14 protein-coding genes are annotated in these 16,753 nt (G+C 41.0%); 2 read left to right on the top strand and 12 right to left on the bottom strand.

Features of this window, described 5'->3' with window-relative positions; all coding sequences use genetic code 11:
* Positions 1-15 precede the first annotated feature (15 nt).
* From pruA to QFZ28_RS23845, 8 genes are all read right to left on the bottom strand, one after another.
* Positions 16-1,563: an L-glutamate gamma-semialdehyde dehydrogenase gene (gene pruA, locus QFZ28_RS23880; RefSeq protein ID WP_307197134.1), complete on the bottom strand. Its 1,548-nt coding sequence runs from the start codon at positions 1,561-1,563 to the stop codon at positions 16-18.
* 130 nt (positions 1,564-1,693) lie between these two features.
* On the bottom strand, positions 1,694-2,860 hold the full coding sequence (locus tag QFZ28_RS23875) for a CamS family sex pheromone protein (RefSeq protein WP_307197133.1): 1,167 nt from the start codon (positions 2,858-2,860) through the stop codon (positions 1,694-1,696).
* A gap of 13 nt (positions 2,861-2,873) precedes the next feature.
* On the bottom strand, positions 2,874-4,877 hold the full coding sequence (gene ligA, locus QFZ28_RS23870) for an NAD-dependent DNA ligase LigA (RefSeq protein WP_307197132.1): 2,004 nt from the start codon (positions 4,875-4,877) through the stop codon (positions 2,874-2,876).
* Positions 4,878-4,979: 102 nt separating this feature from the next.
* On the bottom strand, positions 4,980-7,244 hold the full coding sequence (gene pcrA, locus QFZ28_RS23865; protein ID WP_307197753.1) for a DNA helicase PcrA: 2,265 nt from the start codon (positions 7,242-7,244) through the stop codon (positions 4,980-4,982).
* Positions 7,245-7,309: 65 nt separating this feature from the next.
* Positions 7,310-7,993, bottom strand: coding sequence for a heptaprenylglyceryl phosphate synthase (locus tag QFZ28_RS23860; protein WP_307197131.1), 684 nt, complete (start codon positions 7,991-7,993; stop codon positions 7,310-7,312).
* A 385-nt stretch (positions 7,994-8,378) separates the two neighbouring features.
* On the bottom strand, positions 8,379-8,690 hold the full coding sequence (locus QFZ28_RS23855) for a YerC/YecD family TrpR-related protein (protein ID WP_307197130.1): 312 nt from the start codon (positions 8,688-8,690) through the stop codon (positions 8,379-8,381).
* Positions 8,691-8,717: 27 nt separating this feature from the next.
* Positions 8,718-9,767 (bottom strand): DUF3048 domain-containing protein, encoded by a 1,050-nt coding sequence (locus QFZ28_RS23850; RefSeq protein ID WP_307197129.1) that lies wholly within the window; start codon positions 9,765-9,767, stop codon positions 8,718-8,720.
* A gap of 65 nt (positions 9,768-9,832) precedes the next feature.
* Positions 9,833-11,575, bottom strand: a complete 1,743-nt coding sequence (locus QFZ28_RS23845) for an adenine deaminase C-terminal domain-containing protein (protein ID WP_307197128.1) — start codon at positions 11,573-11,575, stop codon at positions 9,833-9,835.
* 167 nt (positions 11,576-11,742) lie between these two features.
* Between QFZ28_RS23845 and QFZ28_RS23840 the strand changes: the two genes are divergently transcribed.
* The gene (locus tag QFZ28_RS23840) at positions 11,743-12,033 is read left to right on the top strand and encodes a YgaP family membrane protein (RefSeq protein WP_307197127.1); all 291 of its coding nucleotides are present in this window, start codon (positions 11,743-11,745) and stop codon (positions 12,031-12,033) included.
* A gap of 202 nt (positions 12,034-12,235) precedes the next feature.
* Entirely contained in the window at positions 12,236-12,349 is a 114-nt protein-coding gene (locus QFZ28_RS29890) for an EYxxD motif small membrane protein (protein WP_373428158.1), read from the top strand.
* On the opposite strand, the gene purD is transcribed toward QFZ28_RS29890, so the two are convergent.
* From purD to purM, 4 genes are read right to left on the bottom strand one after another with little or no spacing between them, the layout of a single operon-like run.
* The gene (purD, locus tag QFZ28_RS23835) at positions 12,327-13,598 is read right to left on the bottom strand and encodes a phosphoribosylamine--glycine ligase (protein WP_307197126.1); all 1,272 of its coding nucleotides are present in this window, start codon (positions 13,596-13,598) and stop codon (positions 12,327-12,329) included. The genes QFZ28_RS29890 and purD overlap by 23 nt on opposite strands.
* A gap of 16 nt (positions 13,599-13,614) precedes the next feature.
* Entirely contained in the window at positions 13,615-15,153 is a 1,539-nt protein-coding gene (gene purH / locus QFZ28_RS23830) for a bifunctional phosphoribosylaminoimidazolecarboxamide formyltransferase/IMP cyclohydrolase (RefSeq protein ID WP_307197125.1), read from the bottom strand.
* Positions 15,128-15,730 (bottom strand): phosphoribosylglycinamide formyltransferase, encoded by a 603-nt coding sequence (purN, locus tag QFZ28_RS23825; RefSeq protein ID WP_307197124.1) that lies wholly within the window; start codon positions 15,728-15,730, stop codon positions 15,128-15,130. Before purN ends, purH begins: the two co-directional genes overlap by 26 nt.
* Positions 15,727-16,752: a phosphoribosylformylglycinamidine cyclo-ligase gene (gene purM / locus QFZ28_RS23820; RefSeq protein WP_307197123.1), complete on the bottom strand. Its 1,026-nt coding sequence runs from the start codon at positions 16,750-16,752 to the stop codon at positions 15,727-15,729. The genes purN and purM overlap by 4 nt, the downstream gene beginning before the upstream one ends.
* Position 16,753 lies beyond the last annotated feature (1 nt).

Here is a 16,753-nt window from a genome sequence, read left to right as displayed (position 1 = left end):
GGCTCCAAAATAGAATTAATACATCTCAGATGTAGTCTTAGCCTGCATATGAAGCAGCAAATAGTCAGGACCGCCTGCTTTGGAGTCCGTTCCAGACATGTTGAAACCGCCGAACGGCTGATAACCAACAATGGCTCCTGTACATGAACGATTGAAATATAAATTTCCAACATGGAAGTCTTCACGAGCCTGCTCTAGGTGTTCACGATTTGTTGTGATAACCGCACCTGTTAAGCCATACTCAGTATTGTTCGCAATTTCAATTGCTTCCGTAAAATCCTTCGCCTTCGTAAAACCAACTACTGGGCCAAAAATTTCTTCCTGCATGATACGTGAATCTGGTGCAAGGTCAGCAATTACTGTTGGTTGAATAAAGTAGCCTTTTGAATTGTCTCCTTCGCCCCCAGTCATTAACTTCCCTTCTTGCTTGCCAATTTCAACATATTCCATAATCTTCTTGAAAGCATTGTTATCGTTTACCGGCCCCATGAACGTTCCTTGCTCAGTTGGGTCACCTACTGTTAATTGGTTAGTCAATTCAACAACACGGTTTAAAACCGTATCATAGACATCCTCAACGATTACCGCACGGGAACAGGCTGAACACTTTTGACCAGAGAACCCAAAAGCACCCGCAACGATTGATTGTGCAGCCAATTCTAAATCTGCTTCTGAGTCAACAACAATCGTATCTTTTCCGCCCATTTCAGCAATTAGACGCTTCATCCAGATTTGACCAGGATTTACTTTAGAAGAACGTTCGAAAATACGAAGTCCAACATCACGTGAACCAGTGAAGCTTATGAAACGAGTATCTTTATGGTCCACTAAGTAGTCCCCAACTTCTGAACCACTTCCTGGTACGAAGTTTAAGACACCTTTAGGCAGACCTGCTTCTTCCATGACTTCAACGAATTTCGCTGCCACAATTGGAGTGGTAGAAGCTGGTTTTAATAGAACGGTATTACCTGTAACAATCGCTGCTACTGTTGTACCAGCCATAATCGCTAAAGGGAAATTCCAAGGTGAAATGATGATTCCAACACCTAGTGGAATGTAGTTATAACGGTTAAATTCGTTTGGACGGCTATTAACAGGAACGCCATCTTTAAGTGCCAGCATTTGGCGGCCATAATATTCAAGGAAATCAATTGCTTCTGCAGTATCTGCATCCGCTTCCTTCCACGGTTTACCTGCTTCCTTTGTTAAAAGGGCAGAGAACTCATGCTTACGGCGGCGGATAATTGTCGCTGCTTTAAATAAAACATCAGCACGTACTTCAGCCTTAACTTTTTTCCATGTTTTGAACGCCTCAACCGCTGCTTGCATTGCTTGTTCTGCAAGATCTCTGCTAGCTTTTGAAACGCTTCCAATTACTTCTTCTTTATTTGAAGGATTATATGAAATGATTTTATCTTCCGTTGTAATTCTTTCGCCGCCGATTACTAGTGGGTAATCTTGGCCTAAATAACTTTCAACTGTCTTAATACCTTTAAGAAAAGCTTGACGGTTTTCTTCAATTGAAAAATCTGTGAATGGTTCATGCTTATAAGGTTGTACCATGTCTCAAAACCTCCCTATGTATTAAAAACATTACATCCTTGTTCATTCTAACATGTTTCTTTTATAGCTATCAACGGATAGCCGCAAAGGTATATTTTCGACAAAAATAAAACCTGACGATTACGTCAGGTTAATATATATGTACAAACGGTTCAGCTTCATTTGCTTTACGGACGATTAATGCCTCAGGTCCATCAACAGATGTAACACTTACCGAAATAGATATATAATTTGGAAAATGCTCAAGAACAAGACCGGTTACATATTGAGTAAAGCCAATTGCCTCGGATTTTCCATAGAACTGGATTGGAATGGTGATATCCAAATCAGTAAATTGATCCCCAATATAGAAGGCGCGGCCAATGACACCATTAAAGTTTGGAAAATATTCCTCCACATCCTGCTTAAAGTTTAAAAATGCAGTTACGTCATCACGGTGTTCTTCTTGTGCCTCAGTAGATGGGAATAGGAAATACTTTTCTGCAACTGGCTCCCACGAATTAATCGTTGAGCTTCCTTTATCGACATTGGTATAGGTAAAAAAGGTGCCAGGCACCACAGATGATCTGCTTTGCTGTTCAAACAGAGCAATGGTGATCGGAACATCCTTCAAATTTTTCATGGCGCGCAGACGTTTAAGGACCTCTTCGGCAATCTTTTTCCCTTCCCGTTCCATTTCAGCAAACTCAATCTTCCGCTCAAAGTAGGGTTCACCTACTGCAGTACGATAATAATGGACAGAATTTAGTGCTAGTCCAATCACAACACCGCCCAATTTGACCGTATCGTTTTCTCCTTTGATTAGATAATTGTGCTCTAAGATATGGGCTAAATAAATAGGACTATTATTATTCCCCTGCTGAAAATCTGAACCGTCCTCTAAAAGCGGGTTTAAACCAATGTTTTCTTCTTCCTTTAAACCCTCTTCCGTTAATTGTGCTTGTGTAAATTTGCGGTTCAACCACAATCTAACGGTATTACGCTTTAACTCTTGTCCTTCACGGAACAAATAGGTCTTGGGATCAAATTGATGCTGAGCAATCCTCATCAATCCTGTTTCAAATTCGTTAATGTCATATCTAGTATTAATATTTCCAACGATTAATCCACGTGCTTCCCCAGGCTCGAACGGTAAAATGGTTCGATAATAGTTGTCAGAAATATTATATTTCGGAATAATTGCTTTCTCTTCCGCCTCTTCTTTTGTTTGGACAACGTTCTCCTGCTTTTGAAAGTTTGGTGCACATCCACTTAGCAGTAAGATAAGGGAAAGAGCGAGCAATGAGAGTTTTCTCACGTCGATACACCTCTTATTTATTTAATTCTACTAAAAGCTTCTCCTCGTCCCACACTTCAATTCCCAGCTCCTCGGCCTTGGTAAGCTTCGAGCCGGCGTCTTCGCCAGCAATAACAAGATGCGTTTTCTTGCTGACACTTCCAGACACGTTGCCTCCGAGTGCTTCAATCTTCTCCTTGGCTTCATTTCTAGAGAGCTGCTCCAGTTTCCCTGTTAAAACCACTGTCTTCCCAGCAAAAATGCTGTTGGATTCCTCAACAGAAACTGGTTTAACACCTTTATATTCCATGTTAACACCGACAGAAACGAGTTCCCTTAACAGTTCCTTTGCCTCTTCCTGTTCAAAAAAGGCAACGATAGAATCTGCCATTTTATCACCAATTTCATTGATCGCAACCAAGTCTTCCTTTGTTGCAACGGCCAGTTTGTCCATCGTATCAAAGCTTTGCGCAAGTGTTTTCGCTGCCTTCGCACCAACATGGCGGATACCGAGTCCAAATAATAGCTTTTCTAATGAATTAGTTTTAGATGCTTCAATTGCTTTTAACAAATTTGTAACTGATTTTACTCCCATTCTCTCTAAGGCTATCAACTGATCATAGGTTAGTTTATAAATATCAGCAACATCCGAGATTAATTTTTCCGCAAAAAGCTGGCCGATTACTTTTTCACCAAGACCCTCAATATTCATCGCGTCTCGTGATACAAAATGAATCAACCCTTCACGGATTTGAGCAGGGCATTTAGGGTTAATACAACGTAACGCAACTTCTCCCTCAAATCTTACAAGCTCGCTTTCACACTCCGGACAATGTGTTGGCATTTGAAAGTCACGTTCATCACCAGTTCGTTGTTCTGCCAGTACATTGACCACTTCAGGAATAATATCTCCTGCTTTTTTTACAACCACCTGGTCGCCAATCTTAATATCTTTTTCGCGGATTAAGTCTTCATTATGCAAGGACGCACGCCCAACGGTGGTACCAGCTACCTTAACAGGCTTAAGTATCGCAGTTGGCGTGACAACCCCTGTCCTGCCGACACTTAATTCAATATCTAAAAGAGTGGTAACGACTTCTTCTGCAGGGAATTTATAAGCAATCGCCCAGCGCGGGCTTTTCGCTGTTGTTCCAAGCTTACTCTGATGCTCATAGGAATCTACCTTAATCACAATGCCATCTATTTCATATGGTAAATGCGGGCGCTTATCGACCCAGCTATTTACATACTCAATTACCTCGTTTATCGTAGGGCATTTTCGGCGCTCTTTATTTGTTTTAAAGCCAAGATGATCTAAGTAATCTAATCCTTCACTATGAGACGCTGCATTTACAACACCGCCGCCAATTCCATATAAAAAGACATCAAGGTTCCTTGTTGCAGCAATTTTTGGATCAAGCTGTCTTAATGATCCAGCAGCCGCATTTCGTGGATTTGCAGCTAACTCTTCCCCGCGTTCTTCCTTTGCTTTATTTAACGCCTCAAAGGAACGCTTCGGCATGTAAGCCTCACCGCGAACCTCTAATGTTGCATTTTCACGTAAGCGGAGCGGGATGGATTTAATTGTCTTTAAATTTGCGGTGATATCTTCGCCAATGGTTCCGTCTCCCCTTGTTGCTCCTTGGATAAACAAGCCATTTTCATAGCGTAAAGACACAGCGAGGCCATCAATCTTTAATTCACAAACATAGGAGACATTATCCCCGACTGCCTGACGAACACGGCGGTCGAAATCTTTTAAATCCTGTTCGTTAAAGGCATTACCCAAGCTTAGCATTGGAGTTCGGTGCTCTACTTTTTCAAATAAATCCAGTACATCACCGCCAATACGAACAGAAGGTGAATCTGGTGTTTTTAATTCTGGAAAATTTGCCTCTAGCTCTAAGAGTTCCTGCATTAAACGATCATATTCTGCATCAGGTACTGAAGGTTTATCAAGCACATAATATTCGTAGCCATATTGATTTAAAAGGCTCCGTAGTTCATTGATTTTCAATTCCGCCGTTTGAAGGTCCATAAATCCAGCCCTTTCATGGTAAAATAATACGAGAATAGCCCCATAACAGGGGCAATTCTTTTTTATTGTCTAGCTGCAGCGCCTAGGGGCTTACGCTTTTCTTTAAACTTTTTTTGTTATGGGTGCAAATTTTGCAAGTAGGCGCTTAATGCCGGTTGGGCTTGGGAATGCAATGTCGAGCTCTGTTCCTTCGCCTTCTCCTTTAACACTTACTACTGTTCCAATACCCCATTTACCGTGTTCAGCCTTATCGCCGACTTTCCAGCCGACCGTATCCCCGCCAGTAGAAGCAGCGATTGGTCTCATAACTGGTTTTCTAGTAACTGGTGTTCCGAAGGATGTTGTAGTTGAACCAGAAGCGCTTCGTCCAAAAGAGGTACCCCCTCTTGTTGAGCCAAACGGAGTATTCCTGCGTTCCTCTTTTTCCACACCTTCTAGAAGTTCTTCCGGGATTTCACGGATAAACCGGGATGCAGGGTTCATGCTTGTGCGCCCAAATAACGTTCTCATCTGTGCATTAGTTAAGAATAGCGTCTGCTCTGCTCGAGTAATTCCCACGTACGCCAAGCGGCGCTCTTCTTCCATCTCAGCTTCTTCCATTAAAGAACGACTGTGAGGGAAAACTCCTTCTTCCAATCCAATCAAAAAGACGACCGGAAACTCTAATCCCTTTGCCGAGTGCAAGGTCATAAGAGTAATGGAGTCTGTTTTTTCACCGTCTTCATCTAAGGAATCAATATCAGCCACTAATGCCAAATCCGTTAAGAATGCAACTAAGCTCTTGTCTTCACTTGCTTCTTCAAAGTTCTTCGTAACAGATAATAATTCGTCTAAGTTCTCTAATCTGCTTTGGGCTTCGATGGATTTCTCTGCCTTTAGCATTTCACGATACCCCGACTTATCTAAAATCTCCTCAACCAGTTCCGTTACAGATAAAAACTCTTGCATTTGCGTATAGTTTTTAATTAAATCTCTAAATTCCCTGGCACCCTTGGTGATTTTTGGACTAAGACCAAGTAACTCAACAGAATCAAGTGCTTGAAAAATAGAAATATCATGCATAGCTGCAAAATCAGCCATTTTATCTACCGAGCTCGATCCAATTCCGCGTTTTGGCACGTTAATAATACGCTGTAGGCTAATATCATCATCATTATTAGCAATGAGCCTTAAATAAGCAAGCATGTCCTTAATTTCTTTCCTGTCATAGAACTTGGTTCCGCCGACGATGCTATACTCAATATTTGATTTTAACAGCACTTCCTCCATTACACGGGACTGCGCGTTAGTCCGGTAAAGTATGGCAACGTCGGAAAGCTTGTACTTTCCTTCGCGTGTTAATTCTTTAATTTTACCCGCAACAAACTGAGCTTCTCCTTGCTCGCTATCTGCACGATAGTATACAAGTTTGTTACCTTCTGGGTTTTCCGTCCAAAGATTCTTAGCCTTTCGGGTTACATTATTTTCAATAACCTTATTTGCTGCTAGAAGAATCCTTTTTGTAGAGCGATAGTTTTGCTCAAGTAAAATGACTTTTGCATCCGGATAATCTTTCTCGAAGGAAAGGATATTAGCAATATCCGCTCCACGCCAGCGATAAATGGACTGGTCGGAATCCCCGACTACGCATAGGTTCTTAAACCGGTTTGCGAGAAACTTAACTAGCATATACTGAGCTCTGTTTGTATCCTGATACTCATCCACATGAATGTATTGAAATTTTCGTTGATAATATTCCAATACTTCAGGTACACGTTGAAACAGTTGAATTGTCATCATAATCAAGTCATCAAAGTCGAGTGCTTGATTTTTCCGTAACCGTTTTTGATATTCGGTATATATATCGCTGACCGTTTGTTCGAAATAGCCTCCAGCAGTTTTTGCATATTCTTCCGGGTCAATTAATTCATTTTTAGCGGAACTAATTGCACCTAAAATCGCCCGCGGATCATTTTTTTTAGGATCAAGGTTCTTATCCTTAAGGATTCCTTTAATCACTGATTGCTGGTCACCTGTATCCAAAATTGTAAAGTTACGGTTAAAGCCCATTCTGTCAATGTCTCTGCGCAGTATTCTTACACACATCGAGTGAAACGTGGAAATCCAAATTTCTTCTGCGGCTCCGCCCATCATTTTCCCGATTCGTTCTCTCATTTCACGAGCGGCTTTATTTGTAAAGGTAATCGCTAAAATATTATAAGGATTTACACGTTTTTCAACTATTAAATAAGCGATACGATGCGTTAGTACTCTTGTTTTACCACTACCTGCGCCGGCCATAAGTAAAAGCGGGCCGTCCGTTGCTTTTACTGCATTTTGTTGTTCTGGGTTTAAACCATTTAAAAGCTTTTCTGATAAGTATTGCAATTCCTTCACCACCATACCAAACATTTGTTCTTATTTTAACTCTTTCTATTCAATTAAGCAAATTTTCAACGTACGCTCTTTACTGTTGCTAATGCTTGGTCGAAATCATCATAAATGACATTTCCAACCACAATAACATCCGCATGCTCAGCCATTTCCGCTGCTTGTTCAAGCGTTGAAATTCCCCCGCCATAAAACAGGACCGTTTCCTCAAGCACCTTCTTAACCTCAGATACCACTTCCACATCTCCATATATGCCACTATATTCAAGATAAAAGATTGGTAAATGAAACATTTTCTCTGCCATCATCGCGTACGCCTTTACTTCATCTGTTGAAGCATTTGCATTGGCAGACGTCAATTTTGCGGCTTTGCAATCTTGATTCAAGATGCAGTAGCCTTCCATGACAATTTCTTCCCAATCCATAATTTCACCAAATTCTTTTACCGCCTGATGGTGCAGTCCCGTTATCCACTTTGTATCATTGCTATTTAAAATTGTCGGAATAAAATAAAGGTCAAATCCAGGGGTAACTATTTCAATACTTGAAACTTCGAGGACACATGGAACGGTGTAGCGGCGAATTCGAGCCATTAAATCAAGGACTTTTTCCAGGGTTACCCCATCAGTTCCTCCAACCATTACCGCGTCTGTTCCAGATTCGCATATTCTTTCTAACTGTTCATCACTTATCTCTTTATTTGGATCGAGTTTAAACACATGGCGCCACTCGCGAAAATCGTACATCCCAAGATCCTCCCATTCTTCGTACATTACACCATTATAGCATTAGCTCATTCGATAAAAAAAGAAAACACTAAATCAATTATTAGAAATGTTAACCAAAATAAAAAGCGGAAGCGCCTTGGTTCAGGGGCGACAGGCATAAGACGAGCCGGCTAGAAGGTTGCTCTTTAACCTTCTTGACGGATTGTCAGAAATGTGGAGGCGACTGCCCTGGGACGAAGGCATTAGACGAACCCTGTAAGAAGGCGCTCTTTGCCTTCTTCAGGGGGCGGCTTATGACTCTAGTCCCAAGGAGCCGGAACTAGACAAGCTTATGACCCGAGCCCCTAGGCGCTGGAGCTGGATTAAAAAAAGAAAAACCGAAGAGCAGTCTCTTCGGTTTTGATTATTTCTCTTCGGTTACGGTTTCTGTTTTGATTCGCTCTAATACCATTTCATACGTGTCATTACCGAAATTCAAGCAGCGCTTCACACGAGAAATGGTTGCTGTGCTTGCACCTGTTTCAGTCTCAATTTTATGATAGGTATTTCCTTCACGCAGCATTCTTGCTACGTCTAGACGCTGTGCTAAGGATTGAATTTCATTAATCGTACATAAATCATCAAAGAAGCGATAGCATTCTTCAAGGTCCTTCAGTGAAAGAACAGCTTGAAATAACTGGTCAAGCTCTTTTCCACGCAGCTTATTAATTTGCATATATTTTACCCCTTTAATTAGTTAAGATTAGTTTACATTAAATGAAACGCTTGATTGCAGTCCAGGCTTCGTCGGTATCACGTTCACCCAAGTCTTTCCTTGAACAAACGGAACTACTTCTCCATTCCTTATTGGTACAAGCAAACCGTTATCATTTTTCCATTCTACTTCCATTGCCTTACCCTTTTGCACTAAGTAACCAGATCCCCCTGATTGTAAATCAATTTCCTTATGTGCAGCCTCATCAATAACTTGATGAGTAGTCTCAATGATAAACAAATTATCTAACAGAATCGGTTCTTTTGTTTCATAATCTGTGGTTTGATCCCCATCAGAGTAGCGTTTGTATTTTCCAACTAATTCATCATACTCGTAGGTGGAATTGAAAACGCCGCTAGCAGAGTATGAAATCTTGACTGATATCGCATTGTTTCCCGTTACCGATTTACTATCTTCCTCTGATAAAAATTGAAACGCAGGCGGAGATTGGTTCATCGAGTATTTCTTTTCTTTGGCGCCCTTTAAGACATTCCCATACGTAATATAGGAATTATGAGGTGCTTCACGGAAGCTTGCTCTTTTAAACAATGTACCATCATAGACCATACCATTTAAATTATCAACAAAATCACTTTCGAGCAATTCTCTTGCCTCTTCACTATAGCCGTGGGCGATAAAAAGAGCATCCAGACCTTTTGCAAGATCAATGTAGTAGTCCCTCGCACTTCGAACTGGGCCCATTTTATCTGGCTTTTCACTTTGGAAAACAGCTAGGAATCGGGTAACATCACCTTCTGCTAGAAGTTCATAGACAACATCAGCTTTGTGTAAGCCAGATTGTGGTCTAGCTTTTGGATGATTGTTTATCATTACCGCCACTGCTCTCCCATCTGTCTCAATCTCTGAACCCAGCCCTGTTAATGGGTAGTGATAAGGGAGTTCATGGTCTACCTCTTCCTGTATCACTTCTTCGGATTCTTCTTTTTCCGGCTGTTTTGGTCCATTAGCCTTTTCTTTATCGTTGCAGCCGGAGAGCAGGAAAAGAACTACTGTAATGGCAACAGCCCATTTCTTCATTTTTTAAAAACACTCCTATCGTCTTTTCTCAGAAGCGGTTTTATCCAATTAATTACTTTTATAGTTTAACGCATTATCGACGGAAAGAGAACAGTTTTGTTCATTACATCGTACATACCCTGTTGGGTGATTCGGATATAAGGTAAATGAGTAGCCGAAAAGAATAATAAACTGTATACAGGATCCGAGAAGGAATACCCACGATCCTTTAATTCAACCAGTAATTTCTTTTCTTCGTTTATTAATTCCTTAATCGGGAGGTTTGACATAATTCCATTAAGTTTTAATGGAATCTCACATACCACTTGCTCTTCCTCGACCATGACAATACCCCCGCCTAACTCCTTCATCCTATCGAAAGCTGCAAGCATATCACGTTTGTTTTTTCCAATTAAGATAATGTCGCTTGTATTGGAAAATGAACTTGCCAATGCAGAAAGATTTGTAGCAAATCCTTTTAATAATGTATTTATCCGCCACTTACCATTTCTGTCGATCAGGGTAAAGAAACATTCATCATGGTCTGTTGATAATTCATCATACGAGGCATCAATGGCAATGGAATACGGCTTCGTAATAACCGAATTCTCCATTTTTATCCCAAATGGCATTGAAAATTGTAAATCGTCAATGCTTAGATTCCAATCCAATTCCATTGGCTTAAGTCCATAATCATCCCAATTAATCGAGTGATACGCCTCGACCATTTGACCGTCACGTTTTACCCATTTACCTTTCGCTAGTACAGAATGGGGTGTCGGATCTTCGATACTAGATAGGAAGTTAATATTTGCGACACGCCCAGTTGCAATATTGCCATGTAGATGGTCAATATTGTAATAACGTGCAATATTGACTGTAGCCATGTTATAAGCGTCAATCACTGGTACACCTTTATCAATGGCGATACGAATCATTTGGTCGGTGATACCTTGTTCATAAAACGTGGATGTGGAACCATCTGTGTTAAACATTAAACGATCATAGGCTTCAATTCCTAATCGTTTCATATCATCCAGCAAGTCTGGCAGGTCAGGACGAATAGAAGAATATCTAAGTGAAACCATATAGCCCTGCATTAGGCGGTTATATACTTCTTCCCCTGTCATTGCCTCATGGTCGCTATCTGAACCTAACAGCATCATTTTAGCTAATGTTTTCTCTGAGGCACCCGGAAAATGACCTTCGATCTTTTTGTTCATTCTTTTCGCCTCTTGAATCCAATGCAGCATCATATCATCGCCGTCTAACAATTTAGGCCAGCCAGTCAATTCACCGCCTTGGAGAACAGCATCATGCTCTAACCACGATTTAATATTACTATGTGAAAAAACATCTTCTTCATTTAAAATTTCTGTTTGCGGGTCAAACCGGCACCACCAGTACATGGTTGTCGGTATGGAACGCAAGTCTTTTAATAAAGAAAACGCTTCCTTTTTCTTTAAATTCATAATCAATGACATGTTGTCATTGATTATTGTCGTTGTTCCAAACTGGGATGCATAAGCCGCCAGCGTATGGGGATTATATAATTGATAAGGATGGGCATGTGGCTCGATATACCCTGGAACAAGAATTTCATTAGTACAGTCAATGATTTCACAGTTTTCCACTTTCGTCGGTAAATTATCGCCAACATATACAATCCGATCTTCATATATCCAAATATTCCCGCGCATCCACTGGCGGAATGTTTGATTTAAATACAAGGCATTTTTTAATAAAATGGTTGGTGAAGTTTTTCCATCTAAAACGGATACATGTATGCGTAAATGTTTATTTTTCCATCGATAACGTTGTTCGAGCATACGATACCCTCCCTTTCTTAGAAGCTATATAACTAGTAAGAATGTTGATCTTCCAATAAAGAAAGCCCTTACAAAAATTAGTTTATCTCCATACTACCATATTTTATTGTTTAACGCATTAAAGAATTGGATAATTCCTGTAAAAATATTGTGAAGGAGTGAACAATGTGAACATTACTAAAAATATTGGAATCCTTAATGCATTAATAAGGATTACACTTGGGCTTACCATCCTTTCTTGGAGTACCGCTAAAATGGTGAAGTTTCCTTGGAGGGATTCCTATTTATTTGTTGCCATTTGCGGAGCGATGAAGGTGGCAGAGGGAATCGTTCGTTTTTGCCCTGTTACAGCGCTATTTGAACGATATCAGGAAATGGAAAAGGAAAAACCCTTGTCACTCGGTGATGGGTCAAACAATGGCGAGGTTGATGAGGTACTGCCATATAACCCAACATAAATTTATCCGCTTTTTCCAAAAAGGGTTACGGATATCCGGAATCGTGCCCTTCTCTTTAATTTTTTGTAGTTTGTGGTAACGATTCTCCACTAATCGTTCCCTTCTCTTCAACTTTTTGAGGTTTACGGTAACGATTAGCAACAAAACAAAAAATTAGGGCTGACCGTGGTTGGTCAGCCCTCCAAAAGGAAGGTAATCTGTCATGTTTTGGGAATATTTATTGGATATGTCGTTCGTGCTTATCAGCTTAATAGGCGGAATCGTTGCTCTTTTATTTGTGTTTATCCGCCGCTCTAACCGAAGACGCGCCCGATAGCCTTAAAGCCGATATCTTTTCGATAAAAAACTCCGTCACATTTTAATTTATCAAGCTCTTGGTAGACAATATCTTGTGCTTCCTTTAAGCTTTTAGCTTTTGCACCAACCAAGAGAACTCTGCCTCCAGCAGTTTCAAACTCACCTAATTGATTTTTGTTTGTTCCTGCATGGAAAGTATAGACCTCATTAGAGAAGTCAGATAAACCATTGAGAACAGCACCCTTTTCATATTCCTCGGGGTACCCTTTGGCTGCTACAACAACCCCAACCATGGATTGTTCGTCCCAAACTAACTCTGGGGCCTCACCGGCTAATACATCTAAGATAGTCTGAACTAAATCGGATTTTAATCTTGGTAAAATTACTTGTGTTTCCGGGTCACCAAAGCGGGCATTAAACTCGATAACCTTTGGCCCCTTATCCGAAGCAATTAAACCAGCATAAAGAATCCCGCAAAAGCTTCTTCCTTCTTGAACCAAAGACTTCGCCGCAGGCTTAAGGATGGTTTCAATTGCTGTTTCAACTGTCTTATTGGCAATATGAGGGACCGGAGAGTATGCACCCATTCCGCCTGTATTAGGACCTTGATCCCCATCAAAGGCACGTTTATGATCTTGGGCAATTTCTAGAGGGATCACAACTTCCCCATTCACAAACGCCATAAGGGAGAATTCTTCACCGCTCAAAAACTCTTCAATTACCACGCGTGCTGAAGCTTCGCCAAATTTTTGCCCAACGAGCATTTCTTCCGTACTTTGTAATGCCTCTTCTAGTGTTAATGCAACTGTAACGCCTTTTCCAGCTGCTAATCCGTCAGCTTTAATAACGATGGGAGCACCTTTTTCTTCAATATACTTCTTTGCTTCATCGTAGTTGGTGAATACAGCATAATCTGCAGTAGGGATTTCATATTTCCTCATGATTTCCTTTGCGAACGACTTACTGCCTTCAATTTCAGCTGCCAATTTTCGTGGTCCAAACACTGCTAGACCTTCAGCTTCAAATTTATCTGCTAACCCTTCTAGTAAAGGCACTTCTGGTCCGATAATTGTTAAACCAATTCCTTGTTCTGTCGCGAATTGAATAAGTTGTTCATGGTTACTTTCGTCGATCGCAACACGTTCTGCAACATCTTCCATCCCGTGGTTACCAGGAGCAACAAATACTTTTTCTACTAGCGTGCTTTCACTTACCTTTCGGCACAGTGCATGTTCTCTTCCGCCTCGGCCAATGATTAGAACCTTCATTCCAACTCACCTCATTTTAATGTTTAAAATGTCTAACTCCGGTAAAGACCATAGCAATTCCATATTCATCCGCTTTTTTGATAGAATCTTCGTCGCGGATGGAACCGCCAGGCTGAATGATTGCTGTAATTCCCGCTTTTGCTGCAGCTTCTACGGTATCATCCATTGGGAAAAAGGCATCGGAAGCAAGTGCTGCTCCTGCGGCTTTTTCACCTGCTTGTTTTAAGGCGATTTCAGCGGCACCTACCCGGTTCATCTGACCGGCACCAATTCCAACTGTCATATCCTCTTTGGTCACGACAATTGCATTCGATTTAACATGTTTTACGACCTTCCAGCCAAGCTTTAATGCTTCCCATTCCTGCTCAGTTGGCTGTCTTTTTGTTGGTACAGAGATTGTTGCATTTTCTAATGTAAAGCGGTCTTGTTCCTGTGCTAATAGTCCGCCCTCGATTGTTGTCAGCTTCATCTCTGGTTTTTGTACACCAGAAAAAGGAATCGTTAGTAAACGTAAGTTCTTTTTCGCTGTTAAAATCGTTAATGCTTCCTCAGAGAAAGATGGAGCAATAATGATTTCTAAGAAAATCTCATGAAGCTTGCCAGCTGTCTCGGCATCCACTTCACTATTAAAAGCAATAATACCGCCAAAAATGGAAATAGGATCTGCAGCAAATGCTTTTTCAAACGCTGTAAAACTGTTAGAACCTGTTCCAATACCGCATGGATTCATATGCTTTACTGCAACCGCTGCAGGCTCTGTAAATTCCTTCACAATCTGCAAGGCCGCATCCGCATCGTTAATATTATTATAAGAAAGCTCTTTTCCATGAAGCTGTTCTGCATTAGCAATGGAGAACGTTGAACCAAGAGGTTTTTTATAAAAAGCAGCCTTTTGATGTGGATTTTCCCCGTAACGGAGCGACTGCTTCAGCTCATATGTAACGGTTAATTTTTCAGGAGTTTCTTCTTGTGCGAGTTCTGTCATGTATTCAGCGATTAAGGCGTCATATGCTGCTGTATGACGGAAAACCTTGGCCGCCAGCTTTCTGCGTGTTTCTAGCGTGGTTTTACCGTCTGCTTTTAATTCCTCAATTACCTTATTATAGTCAACCGGGTCAACAACCACGGTTACATATTGATGATTTTTTGCAGAAGCACGTAACATTGTTGGACCGCCGATATCAATATTCTCAATCGCGTCCTCCGTTGTTACATCTGGCTTTGCAATTGTTTGTTGAAAAGGATAAAGGTTAACACAAACAATTTGAATAGGATCAATGTTATGTTCTTCAAGCTGCTTTTGGTGTTGTTCGTCATCATGTTTAGCTAGTAAGCCTCCATGAATAAACGGATTTAACGTCTTTACACGTCCTTCCAATATTTCTGGAAAACCGGTTACTTCACTCACGCTGAGAACAGGAACTCCTTGTTCTTGAAGCGCCTTTTTCGTTCCGCCCGTTGAAATAATTTCAAAACCTAAGCTGACTAATTCTTTAGCAAAATCAAGAATACCATTTTTATCAGAAACACTAATAAGTGCGCGCTTTTTCGTCATGTTGAACTTCCCCTCTCGTTAACAGCATTTGCAGGATGGATGGATAAAGCTTATGCTCGATATCTTGTATTTTCCGTTGCAGACTCTCTCTTGTTTCCTTTTCACTAAGGCGGACGCGTTCCTGGACGATGATGGGTCCAGTGTCCATTCCTTCATCAACGTAGTGGATGGTAACTCCGCTCCATTCCGCTTTTGCAGCCAAGGCTTGACCAATGGCATCTTTACCAGGAAAAGCCGGAAGAAGCGAAGGATGGATATTAACAATACGTCCAGCGAAATCTCCGAGCAATGTTGGTCCAATCAGCCTCATATAACCGGCTAGAACAATAAACTCGACACCAGAACTCGCTAATTTTTCCAAAATCGCCTTTTCATAAGCTTCTTTAGAGCTATATTCCTTAGGGCTAAAAGCAAAAGTTGGGATACGAGCAGCATTGGCACGCTCGATAGCAAAGGCTCCCGGCTTGTCACAAACAAGAATTGCGATGTCCGCTTCAAGTTCTCCAGATTTCACTACATCAATGATCGCTTGAAAATTGCTTCCGTTTCCTGAGGCAAAAACAGCAATCTTTTTCATTGGCGGCCACCAATTGTAATGCCTTCTTCTGCCGTTACAACACCGATTTCATAGGCAGTTTCTCCGGATTGTTTTAAATGGTCCATCAAATCTGCAGCGATCTCCTTATCAACTGCAATCACCATGCCGATACCCATATTAAAGATATTATACATTTCTTGTTGGTCAATTTGTCCAACCGTCGTGATTAGATTGAAAATCGGCGGGATTTCCCAGCTTTTTTCAAAGAAGGCTGCTCCAAGTCCATTAGGAAGCATCCGAGGGATATTTTCAATAAAACCGCCTCCAGTAATGTGAGCCATCCCTTTTAGGTTGAACTTTTTCAACGCTGAAAGAATTGGTTTTACATAGATTTTCGTTGGTTTTAATAATTCTTCGCCCAAGCTTGTGCCAAGCTCGTCAACATATTCTGTTAACGCCCAGTTATTAAAAACCTTCCGAACAAGGGAATAACCATTGCTATGAATTCCGCTTGAAGCTAAACCAATTAGCACATCGCCTGGCTTAATATTTTCTCCTGTAATTAGTTGAGATTTTTCACAGGCCCCAACCGTAAATCCAGCAAGATCATACTCATTTTCACTGTATAGTCCAGGCATTTCAGCTGTTTCTCCACCGATAAGTGCACATCCTGCCTGCTCACAGCCATCTGCTATGCCCTTAACAATCGCTTCAATCTTTTCAGGATCTGCTTTTCCGGTAGCAATATAGTCTAAAAAGAACAAAGGCTCTGCACCTTGAACAACGATATCATTGACACACATTGCTACTGCATCAATGCCAATTGTTTCATGTTTATCCATCCAAAAAGCAATCATCAGCTTGGTACCAACGCCATCTGTTCCTGATACAAGAACTGGTTCTTTCAAATTTAACGATGATAAATCAAACATACCACCGAAGCCGCCGAGACCACCTATTACGCCAGCTCTGGCTGTTTTTTGTACATGCTTTTTCATTCTCTCAACAGCTTCATAGCCTGCTTCGATGTTTACCCCTGCCTGTGTATAAGCATTCGCCATG

Origin of the sequence: Neobacillus niacini (assembly GCF_030817695.1) — a bacterium.
Lineage (GTDB): Bacteria > Bacillota > Bacilli > Bacillales > Cytobacillaceae > Neobacillus > Neobacillus niacini_F.
The sequence above is the reverse complement of the archived record's forward strand: the minus strand, read 5'-3'. Positions and strand labels throughout refer to the sequence as shown.